The 14,867-nt window shown below is 75.0% G+C and carries 15 protein-coding genes and 1 pseudogene; 7 read left to right on the top strand and 9 right to left on the bottom strand.

Annotation, left to right across the window (positions count from 1 at the left end; all coding sequences use genetic code 11):
• The first annotated feature begins 13 nt into the window (after nt 1-13).
• From AB0B41_RS32120 to AB0B41_RS32110, 3 genes are read left to right on the top strand one after another with little or no spacing between them, the layout of a single operon-like run.
• Nucleotides 14-1,099, top strand: coding sequence for an LLM class flavin-dependent oxidoreductase (locus AB0B41_RS32120; protein ID WP_358210022.1), 1,086 nt, complete (start codon nt 14-16; stop codon nt 1,097-1,099).
• Complete coding sequence (locus tag AB0B41_RS32115) at nt 1,096-2,454, top strand: NtaA/DmoA family FMN-dependent monooxygenase (protein ID WP_358210020.1); 1,359 nt, start codon at nt 1,096-1,098, stop codon at nt 2,452-2,454. The genes AB0B41_RS32120 and AB0B41_RS32115 overlap by 4 nt, the downstream gene beginning before the upstream one ends.
• Before the next feature lie 16 nt (nt 2,455-2,470).
• Entirely contained in the window at nt 2,471-2,893 is a 423-nt protein-coding gene (locus AB0B41_RS32110) for a hypothetical protein (protein WP_358210018.1), read from the top strand.
• A gap of 20 nt (nt 2,894-2,913) precedes the next feature.
• Here AB0B41_RS32110 and AB0B41_RS32105 read toward each other — a convergent pair whose 3' ends face one another.
• The gene (locus tag AB0B41_RS32105) at nt 2,914-3,852 is read right to left on the bottom strand and encodes a TIGR03564 family F420-dependent LLM class oxidoreductase (RefSeq protein ID WP_358210016.1); all 939 of its coding nucleotides are present in this window, start codon (nt 3,850-3,852) and stop codon (nt 2,914-2,916) included.
• Nucleotides 3,853-3,899: 47 nt separating this feature from the next.
• Between AB0B41_RS32105 and AB0B41_RS32100 the strand changes: the two genes are divergently transcribed.
• The 4 genes from AB0B41_RS32100 to AB0B41_RS32085 all read left to right on the top strand — a co-directional run bounded on the left by AB0B41_RS32100 (nt 3,900) and on the right by AB0B41_RS32085 (nt 6,477).
• The gene (locus tag AB0B41_RS32100) at nt 3,900-4,679 is read left to right on the top strand and encodes a helix-turn-helix domain-containing protein (RefSeq protein ID WP_358210014.1); all 780 of its coding nucleotides are present in this window, start codon (nt 3,900-3,902) and stop codon (nt 4,677-4,679) included.
• A gap of 77 nt (nt 4,680-4,756) precedes the next feature.
• On the top strand, nt 4,757-5,356 hold the full coding sequence (locus tag AB0B41_RS32095) for a molybdopterin-dependent oxidoreductase (RefSeq protein ID WP_358210013.1): 600 nt from the start codon (nt 4,757-4,759) through the stop codon (nt 5,354-5,356).
• 2 nt (nt 5,357-5,358) lie between these two features.
• Nucleotides 5,359-5,610 (top strand): DUF6510 family protein, encoded by a 252-nt coding sequence (locus AB0B41_RS32090; RefSeq protein WP_358210011.1) that lies wholly within the window; start codon nt 5,359-5,361, stop codon nt 5,608-5,610.
• 57 nt (nt 5,611-5,667) lie between these two features.
• Nucleotides 5,668-6,477, top strand: coding sequence for an SDR family oxidoreductase (locus AB0B41_RS32085; protein WP_358210009.1), 810 nt, complete (start codon nt 5,668-5,670; stop codon nt 6,475-6,477).
• A gap of 107 nt (nt 6,478-6,584) precedes the next feature.
• Here the strand turns inward: AB0B41_RS32085 and AB0B41_RS32080 are convergent, their stop codons facing one another.
• From AB0B41_RS32080 to AB0B41_RS32045, 8 genes and pseudogenes are all read right to left on the bottom strand, one after another.
• Entirely contained in the window at nt 6,585-6,968 is a 384-nt protein-coding gene (locus tag AB0B41_RS32080) for an STAS domain-containing protein (protein ID WP_358210007.1), read from the bottom strand.
• 344 nt (nt 6,969-7,312) lie between these two features.
• A pseudogene (locus tag AB0B41_RS32075) lies at nt 7,313-7,666 on the bottom strand (LacI family DNA-binding transcriptional regulator); the annotation flags it as partial.
• Nucleotides 7,667-7,768: 102 nt separating this feature from the next.
• The gene (locus AB0B41_RS32070) at nt 7,769-9,307 is read right to left on the bottom strand and encodes an LLM class F420-dependent oxidoreductase (RefSeq protein WP_358210005.1); all 1,539 of its coding nucleotides are present in this window, start codon (nt 9,305-9,307) and stop codon (nt 7,769-7,771) included.
• Nucleotides 9,304-10,542, bottom strand: a complete 1,239-nt coding sequence (locus tag AB0B41_RS32065; RefSeq protein WP_358210003.1) for a CoA transferase — start codon at nt 10,540-10,542, stop codon at nt 9,304-9,306. The genes AB0B41_RS32070 and AB0B41_RS32065 overlap by 4 nt, the downstream gene beginning before the upstream one ends.
• Nucleotides 10,539-12,176 carry an AMP-binding protein gene (locus AB0B41_RS32060; protein WP_358210001.1) on the bottom strand — a complete coding sequence of 546 codons (1,638 nt, stop codon included), beginning with the start codon at nt 12,174-12,176 and terminating at the stop codon, nt 10,539-10,541. Before AB0B41_RS32060 ends, AB0B41_RS32065 begins: the two co-directional genes overlap by 4 nt.
• The gene (locus AB0B41_RS32055) at nt 12,173-12,934 is read right to left on the bottom strand and encodes an enoyl-CoA hydratase/isomerase family protein (RefSeq protein WP_358209999.1); all 762 of its coding nucleotides are present in this window, start codon (nt 12,932-12,934) and stop codon (nt 12,173-12,175) included. Before AB0B41_RS32055 ends, AB0B41_RS32060 begins: the two co-directional genes overlap by 4 nt.
• A gap of 50 nt (nt 12,935-12,984) precedes the next feature.
• Nucleotides 12,985-13,875 carry an ABC transporter permease gene (locus AB0B41_RS32050; protein WP_358209997.1) on the bottom strand — a complete coding sequence of 297 codons (891 nt, stop codon included), beginning with the start codon at nt 13,873-13,875 and terminating at the stop codon, nt 12,985-12,987.
• The coding region (locus tag AB0B41_RS32045; RefSeq protein ID WP_358209995.1) for an ABC transporter permease at nt 13,872-14,867 on the bottom strand (996 nt) is incomplete at its 5' end. The genes AB0B41_RS32050 and AB0B41_RS32045, both read right to left, overlap by 4 nt.

Genomic DNA, 14,867 nt, shown 5'->3' with positions numbered 1-14,867 from the left:
CCGAGGAGCACCCATGAGCCGCCCCCTGCACCTCGCCGTCGAGCTCGACGGCGAGGGCGCCCATCCCGCGGCGTGGCGCCGGGCCTCGCACGCCCCCGCCGCGCTGCTCACACCCGAGCGCGTCCGCGCGCTCGCCCAGGTCGCCGAGAACGCCGGTGTCACGATCGCGACCTTCGACGACTCGCTGCTCCCGCCCGGCGGGGTGGGACCGGTCGGGCGGATCGGCGCGGTGGAGCGGGCCGCCTTCGCCGCAGTGCACACCAGCGTGCTCGGCCTCGCGCCCGTCGTGTCCACGACGTACTCCGAGCCGTTCCACGTCTCGTCGCAGCTCGCCTCGCTCGACTTCGCCGCCACCGGCCGGGCCGGCTGGCTCGTCGGGGCGACGGACGACGCGGCGGCCGCCCGTGCCCTGGGGCGCCCGGTCGTCGAGGGCGGGGCGGCGCTGCGCCGCGAGGCCCGCGACGCGGTGCGGGTGGCGCGGGATCTCTGGGACTCCTGGGAGGACGACGCCGCCGTCCGCGACGTCGACACCGGTCGCTACCTGGACCGGGACAAGCTGCACTACATCGACTTCGTCGGCGAGACGTACTCGGTGAAGGGCCCGGCGATCGTGCCGCGGCCGCCGCAGGGGCAGCTCGTGATGCTCGCACCCGAGGGTCTGCTGCCCACGGGGGTGGCCGACGTCGAGCTGGTGGAGGGCCGCTCCGTCGCCGATCTCGCCGGGGACGGCGCCGGGCTGCGCTTCGCCGAGCTCGAGGTCGCCCTCGACACCCCGGCCCACACCGCCGCGGCGCGACTGGCCGACCTCGAGCGGCACGCGCCCTGGCCGGCCGGGCCGCGGCTGCGCTACACCGGCCCGCCCGCCGGGCTGGTCACGCTGCTGGAGGAGCTGGCCGGGGTCGTCGACGGGGTCCGCCTGTGGCCCGCGGTCCTCGACGAGGACCTGCCGGAGCTGTCCGCCCGGGTGCTCCCGGCGCTGTTCCGCTCCGGCACCGCCGCCCGCCCGCAGCCGGGCGCCTCGCTGCGCAGCACCCTCGGGCTGACGAGGCCGGCCAGCCGGTTCGCCCGGCACCTCACCTCCGTGGAGGGCACCGCATGAGCAGCACCGACTACCCGCGCCCGGACGCCCAGCTCCACCTCGGGGTGTTCTTCCAGGGCGTCAACCACTGGACGATCTGGTCGCTGCCGGAGAGCGGCTCGCAGATCGACTTCTCGTCGTTCCGCCGGATGATCACCACGGCGGAACGCGGCCTGTTCGACGCGTTCTTCCTCGGCGAAGGGCTGCGGCTGCGCGAGTCGGGCGGGCAGATCCACGACCTCGACGTCGCCGGACGGCCGGACGCGATCACGCAGCTGGCCGCGCTGGCCGGGGTCACGTCGCGGATCGGGCTGGTCGCCACGCAGAACACCACGTACAACGAGCCGGCCGACCTGGCCCGCCGGCTCTCGGGCCTGGACCTGCTGTCGAAGGGCCGCGCCGGCTGGAACGTCGTGACCACGGACAACGCGTGGACCGGCGAGAACTTCCGGCGCGGCGGCTACCTCGACCACGCCGACCGGTACGTGCGCGCCGAGCAGTTCCTCACCGTGGCCCGGCAGATCTGGGACTCGTGGGAGGCCGACGCGGTCGCGACGACCACGGACGCGGAGGACTGGGCGGACCCGAAGGGCATCGCGACCGTCGGGGCCCGGACGAGCCAGTTCGACGTCGAGATCCCGCCGACGCTGCCGCGCAGCCGGCAGGGGCACCCGGTCATCTTCCAGGCCGGCGACTCCGCCGAGGGACGGGACTTCGCGGCCCGCAACGCCGACGTCATCTTCTCCGCGCACGGCTCCGACTTCGACGACGCGCGGGCCTTCGCCACCGACATCCGCGCCCGGCTGCGCACCGCGGGGCGGCCGGAGGACGCGCTCCGCATCCTGCCCGGCACGGAGATCATCATCGGCGACACCGAGGAGGAGGCCGCCGAGAAGGCGCGCTGGCTCCGGCTGCACCAGGTCACCCCGGCGACCGCCCTGGCGATCGCCGGACAGGTGTGGGGCATCGACCTGTCCGGCAGGGACGCCGACGGCCCGCTGCCCGCCGAGGACCCCGTCGTCGTCGAGCCGACCGGGGAGATGGGCAGCCGGCGCTGGCGGGACCCGCGGGAGATCGTGCGGACCTGGCGCGAGACCGCCGAGGCGCGCGGGCTCACCCTGCGGGAGACGGTGATCGCGCTGGGGCCGCAGCGCGGGCACGTCGGCACGCCGGGCGGGCTCGCCGAGAAGTTCGCCCACTTCGTCCGGGCGGGCGCGGTCGACGGGTTCAACGTCTCGCCGTACCTGACTCCGGACGGACTCGACGACATCGTCGACCGCCTGGTGCCCGAGCTGCAGGAACGCGGCGTCTACCGGGAGCGCTACACCGGCACGACGCTGCGGGAGCACCTCGGCCTGAGCGGGCCCGTGCGGTGACCGGGGCGAGGCGGTGGTGACCGCCTCGGCCCGCCGGCCGGCCGCCGCCCTCTGGCAGCGGTGGCGGACCCGGCTCCGCCGGCTGGAGCGCGAACGCGCCGACGAGCACGTCGCCGAGCTCACGCTGGTCCGCGCCGTGCTGGTGCGGGCCGCCGTGCCGGGGGTCGGTCCGGTCGAGGCGGTGCACCGGGCGGCGGGGGAGGACCCCGTGCCCTGCCGGCAGGCGCTGGAGTACCTCTGGCACGTCCTCGGCGGCGAACCCGACGGGCCGGTGCGGTGGAACGTCAGCCCGGCGGTCCACGCGATCCACCTGCACGACCTGGCCCGGTGGGAGGAGCGGGCCGAGGGGCGCGACGCGGCGGAGCTCCTGGGGACCGCGCTCGAGCGGGTGGACGCGGACATCGCCCGGCTGGCCGCGGAGCGTCCCGAGCCGGCGTGAGCGGGTCGGGCGGTCGGGGTTCAGGTGGTCAGGGCGCCGAGGACGGCGCGGGTGCGGTCCCGCTCCTCGGCCCCGCCGACCAGGCTGACCAGCGCGTCGGTCACGCCGAGGTCGGCGTACCGGGCGAGGCCGGCCGCCACGTCGTCCTCCGTCCCGGCGATCACGATGTCGCCGCCGTCGGCGAAGCCGTCGCGGTCGAGGGCGGCGCGGTAGGACGGCAGGGCGGCGAGCTCGGCGTACTCGGCGGCGACCCGGGCGCGCACCGCGTCGGGCCGGTCCGTCACGGCCACCGGCAGGCCCGCGACGACCCGTGGTGCACCTCGGCCCGCCTCGTCCGCGGCCTTCGTGACCAGCGGGACCACGTGGTCGCCGAGCGTCCGCGGGCCCGCCAGGAACGTGATCGTGCCGGCGGTCCGCTCGCCCGCGAGCTGCAGCATCACCGGCCCGAGCGCCCCGAGCAGGACCGGCACCGGCGGCTCGGCACCGGGCACCGCGGTGTCGTCCGGGCCCGATCCCGGTCCGCTGCTGCCCGGGACCGCGCGGCCCTCGAGGATCGGCAGGAGGGTGTCGAGGTGCCGGCGAAGCGCGCGGACCGGACGGTCGAAGGGGATGTGGTAGACCTCGAGCAGGCCGGGGTGGCTCACGCCCAGCCCCAGGGCCAGCCGTCCGCGGCTCGCCGCCTGCACCGTGAGGGCCTGCGCGGCGAGCACCCGCGGGTGCCGCGGCTGCACCACCACGACGGACGCGCCGAGCTCGATGTCCGGCACCTCGCGGGCCAGCGCGGCGAGCAGGGTCAGCGTGTCGGAGGAGTAGCCCTGCGGCAGCCAGGCGGTGGGCAGCCCGGCCGCCGCGGCGGCACGGGTCCGTGCGACCAGCTCGTCGACCACGGTGCGGCCGGTGGCGTGCAGCTGCGCGGCGGAAGGGAGCCCCGCCGCGACGTTGAGTCCGATCCTGAGCACGAGGGCCATGCTGGGCGGTGCGCGGGGCACGAGCCAGGAGCCGCGGAATGGGGGTACCCGAGGTGACACGATCCGCCGTGGCGGCGCCCGACGCCGCCCGCCGCACCGAGCTCGGCGCCTGCCTGCGCGCCTACCGGGAGCTCACCAGCCCGGGCGCCGCGGGGCTGCCCGAGCGGGGCCGGCGCCGCACGCCCGGCCTGCGCCGGGAGGAGGTCGCGACGCTCGCCGGCGTCGGGCTGTCCTGGTACACGTGGCTCGAGCAGGGCCGGGTGACGGCCTCGCCCGAGGTGATCGACGCCGTCGGCCGGGTGCTGGGCGTCGACGAGGAGGGCCGCCGCCACCTGCGGGCACTCGCCGGACCGGCGGTGGCGGCGCCGGACCCGGACCGCGTCCGCGCCGACCTCGCGCCCCTGCTCGCCGGGTGGCGGGAGGGACCCGCGGCCGTCCTCGACCACCGGCTCGACCTCGTCGCCGTCAACGACGTGTGGACGCGGGCGTGGGGAGGCGCGGCGGGGGAGAACGCCCTCGAGGTGCTCGCCGTGCGCGCCCGCGGGGCGGGCCCGCTGGGCCGCGCCGACGACCTGGTCCGCGCCCTCGCCCGCCGCTTCCGCATGGCCGCCAACACCCACGCCGACGACCCGCGCATCGCCGAGGTCCGCGCCCGGCTGCGCACCGCCGTCCCCGACCTCGCCCCCCTCTGGGACTGCCGGGGGGTCGGCGCCTTCACCCCGCCCGACGTGACGTGGCAGGGCACCCCCTCCCGCGCCTACCTCCTCCACCCCACCGGCGAGCCCGGAGCGGCGGTGCTGGCGGTCGTGCCGGTCTGACCCGCTTGGTACGAACGCGCGATGTGGCGGGCCCGCCCACCCGGCATGCTCGGGTGCTCCGAGGGAAGGGGCAGGCGATGGCTGTGGTCTCGCGGGGGTTCCACGGGCGCGGGCGGCGCGACGGGCGGCTGCCACCGGGCCAGCGGGACGTCGGGGACGGGTTCCCGGTGCTCACCGCCGGGCCGACCCCGCACACCCCGCTCGACGAGTGGGACTTCGTGGTGCAGGGGGAGGTCGACGGGCTGCACCGGTGGACGTGGGAGGAGTTCCGGGCCCTGCCGCACGAGCCGGTCACGGTGGACATCCACTGCGTGACCAGCTGGTCCAAGTTCGACACCCGCTGGTCCGGGGTCTCGATCGACACCGTGCTCGAGGGCGTGGAGACGGCGGCGGAGTACGTCGTCGCCTTCTCCGACGGCGGCTACACCACCAACCTCCCGCTCGAGGACCTGACCGGCGGGCAGGCGTGGGTCGTCGACACCTACGAGGACGAGCCGCTGGCACCCGAGCACGGCGGCCCCGCGCGGCTGCTCGTGCCGCACCTGTACTTCTGGAAGTCGGCGAAGTGGGTGCGGGGGCTGGCGCTCACGTCCTTCGACGAGCCCGGCTTCTGGGAGACCTTCGGCTACCACAACTACGGCGATCCGTGGCGCGAGCAGCGCTATGCGGGGGACTGACCATGGCGACCACGCTCGACGACCTGCGCGGCCTCTTCGCGCTCGACCTCACCGACGCCGTCCTCACCTGCGGCGGCTGCGGGGCGAGCACCGAGCTGCGCGCGCACGACCTGTACCCCGACGCTCCCGCGCTGGTGGTGCGCTGCCCGTCCTGCACGGCAGTCGTGCTGCGGTTCGGGACCGGCGGCGGGCGGGTGCGGCTCGACCTCTCCGGGACCCGCCTGCTCACGGTCACCGCGCCCTCGACGGGCTGAGCGGCGGCGGTCTCGTCACGGTCGCCGGTGATCACTCCCGTCGACGAGGAGCAGCACGTGCCCCAGCAGACACTCGGCATCGACCTCTCCGGGCGGATCGCCCTGGTCACCGGTTCGACCCAGGGGATCGGGCACGCCATCGCGACCCGGCTGGCGGAGGCCGGGGCCGTCGTCGTGGTCAACGGGCGGGACGGCGGCCGGGTCGAGGACGCGGCGGCCCGGGTGCGGGACGCGGTGCCCGACTCGACGGTGCGCGGCGTGGCCGCGGACGTCGCCGACGCGGACTCGACCGCCGCCCTCCTCGAGGAGGTCCCGGCCGTCGACATCCTGGTCAACAACCTGGGCATCTTCGGCGCCACGCCCGCCCTTGAGATCGACGACGCCGAGTGGCGGCGCTACTTCGAGGTCAACGTGCTCGCCGGCGTGCGCCTGATCCGCGCGTACCTGCCCGGGATGATGGAGCGCGGCTTCGGCCGCGTGCTGTCGATCTCCAGCGACTCGTCCGTGGTCGTCCCGGCCGAGATGGTCCACTACGGCGTCAGCAAGTCCGCCGGGCTCGCGGTGACCCGCGGGTTCGCCAAGGTCGCGGCGGGCACGGGCGTGACCGTGAACTCGGTGCTGGCGGGGCCGACGCACACCGGCGGCGTGGAGGAGTTCGTCGAGCAGCTCGTCGGCTCGGACCTGCCGTGGGACGAGGCGCAGCAGAAGTTCATGCGCGAGCACCGCCCGCAGTCCCTGCTGCAGCGGCTGATCGAGCCGGTCGAGATCGCGAACATGGTCGCGTACCTGAGCTCCGACCTCGCCTCGGCGACGACCGGCGGCGCGGTGCGCGTCGACGGCGGCTACGTGGACTCGATCCTGCCGTAGGACGCAGGCTCAGGTGTCGGCCCGCTGGACGGCGATCCCGATCGTCATGCGTGCACCTCCCTGTCGTCGGGGCCGACAGGTTCCCGGGCAGTGGCGCTCCGACCGCCTCAGCCGGCGCGTGCCCCCGGCGCCCCGGTGAGGGCCTCGCCGAGGTCGCGGCAGAGGTCGAGGACGTCGGCGACGCCGGTGAGGTGGAGCGGACGGAGCACCCGCGGGTTCTCGCCGGCGACGAGGCGCAGCTCCGTCCCGGTGCTGGTCGCGCTGAGCCGGGCCAGCAGCAGGTCGGCGATGCCTAACGAGGCGAGGAGGGTGACCCCGGTCAGGTCGACGACGACCGTCGGCAGGCCCGCGGCGAACGCCTCGGCGTAGGCCGCCCGGACCCGGCCGCTCGTCTCGTCGTCGATCTCGCCGGCGAGCCGGACGATCACGGCCTCGCGCCCGCCGTGGCGGTGCCGGCGCACGGTCACCTGGACCTGCGGTCCGGTCGTCATGGACGACGACGGTACAGACCGGGAGCCGCGGCCGCGCACGCTACTCGGCCGACGGCCGGCCGGGAGCGGAGATGCGTGTCCGAGAGGCCATTGTCGTTGCGGCTGAGGAACTCTTCGCCGGCGGAGCTGGATCGGAGTGGCGCGAGCCACCTCGGGATGCACGTGCCGTCGTGCACCGGGCGTCGACCCGCGGCCGCTGACCTCGCTCGGCGGCGCCGCGGCGTGACGTCGCCGCTCCGACCACAGTGCCAGGTCGACGTCCGTGAGGTCGAAGCGCTCGGGACTCACTTCGCGACCGCGATCGACGGGGATCCGGCTCGGCCCACCCCGGACGTCCTCGCAGGTCACCACGGGGAGGCCCGAGGCGAGCAGGTCCCGGGTGAAGGGGTCGCCCGGCATCGGGTCGCTGAGCACCAGGCCGTCGACGCGGGGAGCCGCCCGCGGTCGCCGGTCAGGACGGTGACGTCGCGCTCGTGCGCGGCGGCGTGCTCGAGCACGCCGAACACGAACTCCATGTAGTACGCCGACGGCGTCGGATTCTGCGGCGGGTGGATGCCGATCGTGCCGGGCCGGCCGCCCCGCAGCCGCCGGGCCGCCGCGTTGGGCACGTACCCGAGCTCCCGCGCCGCGGCCAGCACCGCGGACCGGGTCCGCTCCGACACCCGCCCCTTGCCCTGCAGCACGTTCGACACGGTCGACTTCCCGACCCCGCGCGCTCCGCCACGTCGAAGACGGTCGCGGGCCGCGGGTCGCGCACGAGGTGATCGTAGGCGCGGCGCGGACCCGCGACCGCGAGCGGCTCAGTCTCCCGCGACGGCCACCGGCGCGGAGCGGTCGGCGTCCCCCGCCGGCTCGTCCTCGACCCGACCGCAGGCGGCGAGCGCGTCGACGAGGTCGTTCAGCTCCTGTTCCCGGGTGCCGCGGAAACCGAAGTCGATCCCGTCGACCGCCGCGATCGAGCGGTCGACCTTCGCCGCACCGCTCTCGGTCAGCACCGCGAGGGTGCTCCGGCCGTCGGCCGGGTGCGGCTTGCGCTCGACCCAGCCCTCGCTCTCCAGCCGGTTCACCACGTAGTTGCAGCGGGCGGGGGAGATGAGCAGCCGCTCGGCCATGCGGCTGAGGGGGCTGCTGTGGTCCGGAGCCATCGCCAGGTGCAGGAGCGCCGAGTGCTCGGTGATCGAGAGCCCGTGCTGCTTGAGGGCCTTGCGGACGACCTCCAGGACCCGTTCGTGCGTCCGGAACAACGACATGAAGGCGCTCATGGCGGTCGGCTGCGGCCACCCGAGCTCACCCCACCGCTGCCGGTCCTGGGCCACGATCGGGTCGACGGGCTTCGTCGCGGTCCCGGCGGTGACGACCGCGGGCCCGGCCGAGTCGCCGACCCGCCGGCCGAGCTGGTCGATGAGGTCGGCCGCGTCGCCGTCGAGGTTGGTGATGGCGAGCATCGGGGTGGTGATCCCGGCGTCGACGTAGTCCCGGATGCGCGAGCGGCACGCGGTCGCGTCGCCGTGGATGAACAGCTCGTCGACCAGCGAGTCGGGGATGGCGGCCAGCGCCGCCTTCCGGTCGCCGGCCCGCCACGCGCCCCACATCTCGGCGAGCTCGTCGCCGCGTCCGAGCCACTCGTGGAACTTCGCGTAGGCGTCCACGTTGAGGTAGGCGGCGATGGCGCGCTTCGCGTGCTCGCGGACCTTCTCCACGTCCGACGAGCACACGACGAACAGCCGCGCGACGATCTCCGGTGCCGTGGAGCGGCCCTCGTACACGTAGGGCACGACCGTGCGGACGTCGTCGGGCGAGAGCCAGTTGAGGATCGCCCCGTCCGACCGCCGTCCCGCGAGGCGGAGCATCCCCGGGCGCAGGCCCGCGACCAGGACCTTCGGCCGGTTCTGGGGGACCACGCCGAGCCGGAACCCCTTGATCGTGAAGCTCGGGGTCTCCATGTCGACCTTCTCGCCCGTGAGGGCGCGGTCGAGGAACGTCACGACGTCGCGGACCCGGCCGTAGGGGTCGTGGAACGGCACCCCGTTCCACCGTTCGACGATGACGTCCGACGAGGAGCCGACGCCGAGGAGGACCTGGCCGTCCGTGGAGTCGGCCAGGGACGCCGCGCTCATCGCCAGCAGGGCGGGCGAGCGGGTGTAGGCGGGGGTGATCGCCGTGCCGAGCCGCAGCCCGGGGTAGCGCTGGGCCGCCAGGGCGAGCGGGGTGAAGGCGTCGTGCCCGTTGACCTCGCTGCTCCAGACGTCCGTGTAACCCGCCATCACGGCCCGGTCCAGCACCGCGGCGTGGTCCTTCAGCGTCCGGCCGCCGAGAGGGATCGACAGTCCGTAGTTCACGAGGGCTCCTCGATCAGGTCGCGGGTCCGGGATGCCGGCCCTTGCAGGACGTGCGCTTTCTCGAGCTCGTCGATCCGCTCGTCGTCGAGGTCCAGGATCTCGCGCAGCACGGTTCGATTGTCGGCGCCCAGCTCGTGGGCGTGCAGGTCGCGTTCGGTCATGCCCGCGAAGCGGATCGGCAGGCCCGGGACGGTGAGCGAGCCCCAGACCTCGTCCGTGACCTCGCGGACGACGCGCCGCGCGACGTTGTGGGGGTGGGTGACGGCCTCGGGGAGCGTCCGGATGAGCTCGCAGGCGACGCGGTGCTCGGTGAGGATGCGGACGGCCTCCTCGGGATCGGCGACGGTCGCGAGCCAGTCCTCGACGAGCGCGTTGACCTCCTCGCGGTGCGCGGCCCGTTCGTCGTTGGTGGCGTACCCGGGTGCCCGGGCGAGCTCGGGGCGCCCGATCGCCGCGGCGATCCGCGGCCAGTCCCCGGGCGAGACGCAGGCGACGAACAGGTAGCGGTTCCGGCACCGGAAGAACCCCGCGGGACACACGGTCGCGTGGAAGTTGCCGCTCGCCTCGGGCACCTGGGCGCCGCGGGATCCGCTGTAGGCCTGGATGTTGATCTCGTGGAAGGCCATGTAGGTGTCCAGCAGCGAGACCTGCACCCACTCGCCGAGCCCGGTGCGTTCCCGCTGGAACAGGGCCGCGGCGACGCCGCCGAAGCCGTAGACGCCGGTCGCGGCGTCGCCCATCGCCGGTCCGGGCAGCATCGGCGGACCGCCGACCGGCCCGCTGACGTGCGCGACCCCGGACATCGCGGCGCCGATGGTGTCGTAGCCGGGCTTGTGCGACAGCGGGCCGCCGTAGCCGAGCCCGGTCACGGAGCAGAGCACCAGCCGCGGGTTGACCTCGTGCAGCACCTCCCAGCCCAGACCCATCTCGGCGAGTACGCCCGGGCGGAAGCTCTCGACCAGCACGTCGCTGTGCCGGGCCAGGTCGAGGATCAGCGCCTTGCCCTCGTCCGAGCGGAAGTCGAGGCAGACGCTGCGCTTGCCCCGGTTGGCCTGGATGAAGTAGCCGGACCGGCCGTCGCGGAGATAGGGGAGCCCGCGGGCGGGGTCCCCGGACGGCGCCGGCTCGACCTTGATGACGTCGGCGCCGTACTCGGCCATCAGCTGGGCCACCGTCGGGCCGGCGAGGACCCGCGCCATCTCGACGACCCGGACGCCGTCCATCGGGCCGCTCACGAGCCACCGATCCGGACACCCCGGCGGCCCACGTGCACGTCCGCCGCCTCGCGGTCCCACGCGTCCGACACGCCGTACTCGCGGAGCGGCCGCTTGCGGATCTTCCCGCTCGGGGTCCGCTCGAGCTCGTCGACGACGCGGAGGTAGCGGGGCACCATGAAGTGCGGCAGGCGATCCGCCGCCCACACGATCAGGTCCGTGCGGTCGAGCTCGTGGCCCGGCCGCAGGACGACGGCGGCGAGGACCTCGTGCTCGGACTCGCCCGGCACCCCGACCACGGCGCACTCGAAGACGGCGGGGTGGGCGTTCAGGACGGACTCGACGTCCGCCGAGGGGACGTTCTCGCCGCGCCGCCGGATGGCGTCGCCGAGCCGGTCGACGTACACGTACTGCCCGTCCGTGTCGACGTACATGGCGTCGCCCGTGTGGTACCAGCCGCCGCGCCACGCCTGAGCGGTCTCGTCGGGCAGGCCCAGGTACTCGCGCATCATGATCGCCGGCTCGGAGGTGCGGACGACGAGCTCGCCCGTCTCGCCGTCGGGCAGCGGCCGGTCGTCCGCGTCGACGATGCGGGTCTCCAGCTCGGGGCGCGGCCATCCGCAGCCACCCGGACGGGCCTTGCCGAAGTCCGCGGTGAAGACCGTGCCGGCCTCGGTGGAGCCGTACCCGGTGCCGATCTCGACGTCGAACCGGGCGGCGAACTCCTCGGCCTCGCGGAGCACCGGGGCGACGAACAGCCGGGTGAAGGTGTTGTCGGCGTCGTCGGGACGGCGCGGTTGCTGGTGGAGGTACTGCGCCATCGCCACGACCAGCAGCGCGTAGGTGCACCCGTGCTCGCGCGCCTCCGCCCAGAAGGTCTCGCCGGCGAACCGCGGCGCGATGTAGGCGGCACCTCCGGCGATGAGGGCGTTGTAGGCGCCGGCCCACTGCCCGCCGACGTGGAACAGCGGCAGGACCACCATGGCGGTGTCCTCGGGGCCGGCCGCGCCGAGGAGCTGCGGCGCACCGTAGGTGTAGGCGTGCGCCTGGGTGACCACCACGCCCTTGGACCTGCCCGTGGTGCCGGAGGTGTACATCAGCGCCATCGGGTCGGTGCCGGTCACCGGCGGCAGCGCGGTCGGCAGGGAGGCGTCGTCGAGGAGGTCGCCGTCCGCCACGGTGATCCCGCCCGACCCGGGACGCCCGCGGCCGCGGACGACGACGGTCCGCACCGCGGTGCCCTCGGCCGCGTCGAGGAAGCGCTCCAGGTACTCCGCTTCGACGACGGCCGCGGTCGCCCCCGAGTCCTGGATCTGCCGGGCGAGCACGGCGCCTCGGTAGGCGGTGTTGACCGGCACCTCGACCATGCCGCCCGACGCCAGCCCCAGCCAGGTCAGGGCCCCGTCGACGGTGTTGTCGGTCATGGTCAGGACGCGACCGCCGGCCCCGACGACGTCGAGCAGCGCCGAGGCCCGGCGCCGGGCGACGTCCCAGACCTGGCCGTAGGTGAGGGAGGCGGTGCGGTCGAGGAGCGCGACGCGGTCCGGGGTGCGGTGCGCGGCATCCGCGAGGACCTGGGGGACCGTGCGCTCCGCGACCGGCGGCAGGACCATGCCCGGGGGGACCGGGCCCGCCGGGGGCGGGGGCGGGGTCATGCGCTGCGCTCCGCCGCGAAGGCCGCGTGGCGCTCCTTCTTCTCCGCCGTGTCGCTCAGCATGAACAGGCGGTACTGGTCGACCCGCAGTGCCGCGGCGAGCGGGAGGTCGGCGGCCTGGAGCAACGACTCCTTCGCGAGCCGCTGCGCGGCCGGCGGGGCGGCGGCGAGGGTCTCGGCGATCTCCGCGGCCCGCTGGGCGAGCGCGTCGCGGGGGACGATCTCGGAGACGAGCCCGATGCGCAGCGCGACCTCGGCGGGCACCTTCTCGCCGAGCATCACCAGCCGGTGCGCCCACGTCGGCCCGACCTTGCGCAGGAGCCGGCTCATGCCGCCGGCCCCGGGCACGATGCCGAGGGCGACCTGCGGGAGGAAGAACCTGGCGTCCTCGGCCACGACGGCGATGTCGGCGGAGAGCACGAGCTCCACACCGGCGCCGACGCACCAGCCCTGCGCCGCCACGACCACCGGCTTGGGGCAGGCGGCCACCGCCTCCAGACCGCCGCCCTCGGCGGGCTCGAGGTGGGCGAGCAGGTCGTCCCCCGAGTGCGTGTTCGGATCCTTGAGGTCGGCACCGGCGCAGAAGGCGCGGCCCTCGGCGTCGAGGACCACGACCCGGACCGCCGGGTCGGCGACGGCCCGCCCGAACGCGGACCCCACACCCCGGGTCAGCTCGGCGTTGACCGCGTTCAGGTTGTCGGGGCGGTTCAGGGTCACGCGGGCGACGGGACCGGAGACGTCGTAGGACACGAGGGACATGCGCAGGGCCGCCTTTCGAAGGGGGTCGCGGGAGGTCGGGTCGCGGGAGGTCAGAAGGTCTGTTGGCGGGGGTCGAGCTCGCGCCGCAGCGCGTCGCCGACGGCGATGAAGCAGTAGGCCGTCAGGACGATGGCGATGCCGGGCGCGAAGACCTGCGTCGGCGCCTGGGACATGTAGCCGTAGGCCTGGCCGAGCATCGACCCCCAGCTCGCGGTCGGCGGCTGGACGCCGAGCCCCAGGAAGCTCAGGCTCGCCTCGGCGAGCAGCGCCGTGCTCATGAGCAGCGACATCTGGATGACGACGGGGGCGACGGCGTTCGGCAGGACGTGCCGCACCGCCACCCGCAGCGGGTGGGACCCGTAGGTGACCGCGGCCGGGACGTACAGCCGCTCCCGGGTCGAGAGCGTCTGACCGCGGATGAGCCGGGCGACGCTCGGGGCGAACACGATGCCGATGGCGCACATCGACGTCACGAGCCCGGGCCCGACGACGCCGGTCACGCCGATCGCCAGCACGATCGCGGGGAAGGCGAGCACCGTGTCGAGGACCCGCCGCAGGAAGATGTCGACGATCCCGCCCGCGAAGCCCGCGGCAAGGCCGAGCGGGAGTCCCACCAGCACGGCCACCGCCATCGCGAGCACGGAGGCGACCAGCGAGGCCCGGGCGCCGTACAGGAGCCGGGACAGGACGTCCCGGCCCAGGTCGTCCGTGCCGAGCGGGTGGGTGCCGGACGGGGTGGCGAGCCGGTCGGCGATGGACTGCGCGTTCGGGTCGTGCGGCGCGATCAGGGGCGCGAACACCGCCACGAGGACGAGGACGACGAGCACGCCCAGGGCGACGAGGGCGGCCTTCTCCTCGTGCCGCCAGCGGCCGAGGGCGCGCCGGAGGCCCTCGGCGCGCGGGGTCGCCGGAGCGGTCACGGTGTCGACGGTGGTGGTCACGACAACCTGATCCTCGGGTCGATGCGGCGGTACAGGATCTCCACGATCGCGTTGGCCACCAGCACGATCACGGCCATGACGAGCACGACCGCCTGGATGACGGGGTAGTCGCGCTGCTTGACGGCGTCCACGACGAGGGTGCCCATCCCGGGGATGGCGAAGACGACCTCGACGACGACGGTGCCGCCCACGAGCCGGTTGATGAGCAGGCCCAGCACGGTGACGACGGGGACACCGGCGTTGCGCAGGGCGTGCCGGACGAGCAGCGCCGTCCCGGAGATGCCCTTGGCGCGGGCCATCCGGATGTAGTCCGCGGTGAACACCTCGAGGAGTGCGCCCCGCAGCTGCCGCGCCACCTCCGCGACCCCGGCGGCGCCGAGGGCCAGGGTCGGGAGCACGGCGAACCGGAGGAACTCGCCCGCGCCGTCGCCGGCCCGGGAGAAGCCGGTCGCCGGGAACCACGGGTTCCAGATGGCGAACACGGTCACGAGCACCAGCCCGAGCCAGAAGTTGGGGACGGCGATGCCGAGCGTCGCGGCGCTGGTCACCACGCGGCCCTCGGGGCGCTTGTTCCGGACCGCCCCGACGATGCCGGCCGCAACCCCCACCACGACGGCCAGGAGCAGGGAGCAGAACACCAGCGAGAGGGTCACGGGCAGCCGCTGGGCGAGCAGCCCCGCGACGCTCTGGCCCGAGTACAGCGACGTTCCGAAGTCGCCGTGCAGGACGCCGGCGGCCCAGCTCCCGTACTGCGCGAGCAGCGGCTTGTCGAGGCCCAGCTGGGCCCGGATCTCCGCGAGCCGCTCCGGCGTGGCGTTCTCGCCGGCGATCGCGGTCGCCGGGTCACCCGGCACGAGCTTGATCAGCCAGAACGCCACGAAGGTGGCGAGCACGAGGGTGGCGAGGAAGGCGCCGGCCCGGAGCGCCAGTGTCCGGGCCGCCGCCGCGCGCCGGCCGGGCGGCCGGGCCGCCCCGTCCCGCTGCGAGATCGG

Origin of the sequence: Pseudonocardia sp. NPDC049154 (assembly GCF_040648315.1) — a bacterium.
In the GTDB taxonomy this organism is placed as follows: domain Bacteria; phylum Actinomycetota; class Actinomycetes; order Mycobacteriales; family Pseudonocardiaceae; genus Pseudonocardia.
This window is presented reverse-complemented; position numbering and strand designations above follow the sequence as displayed.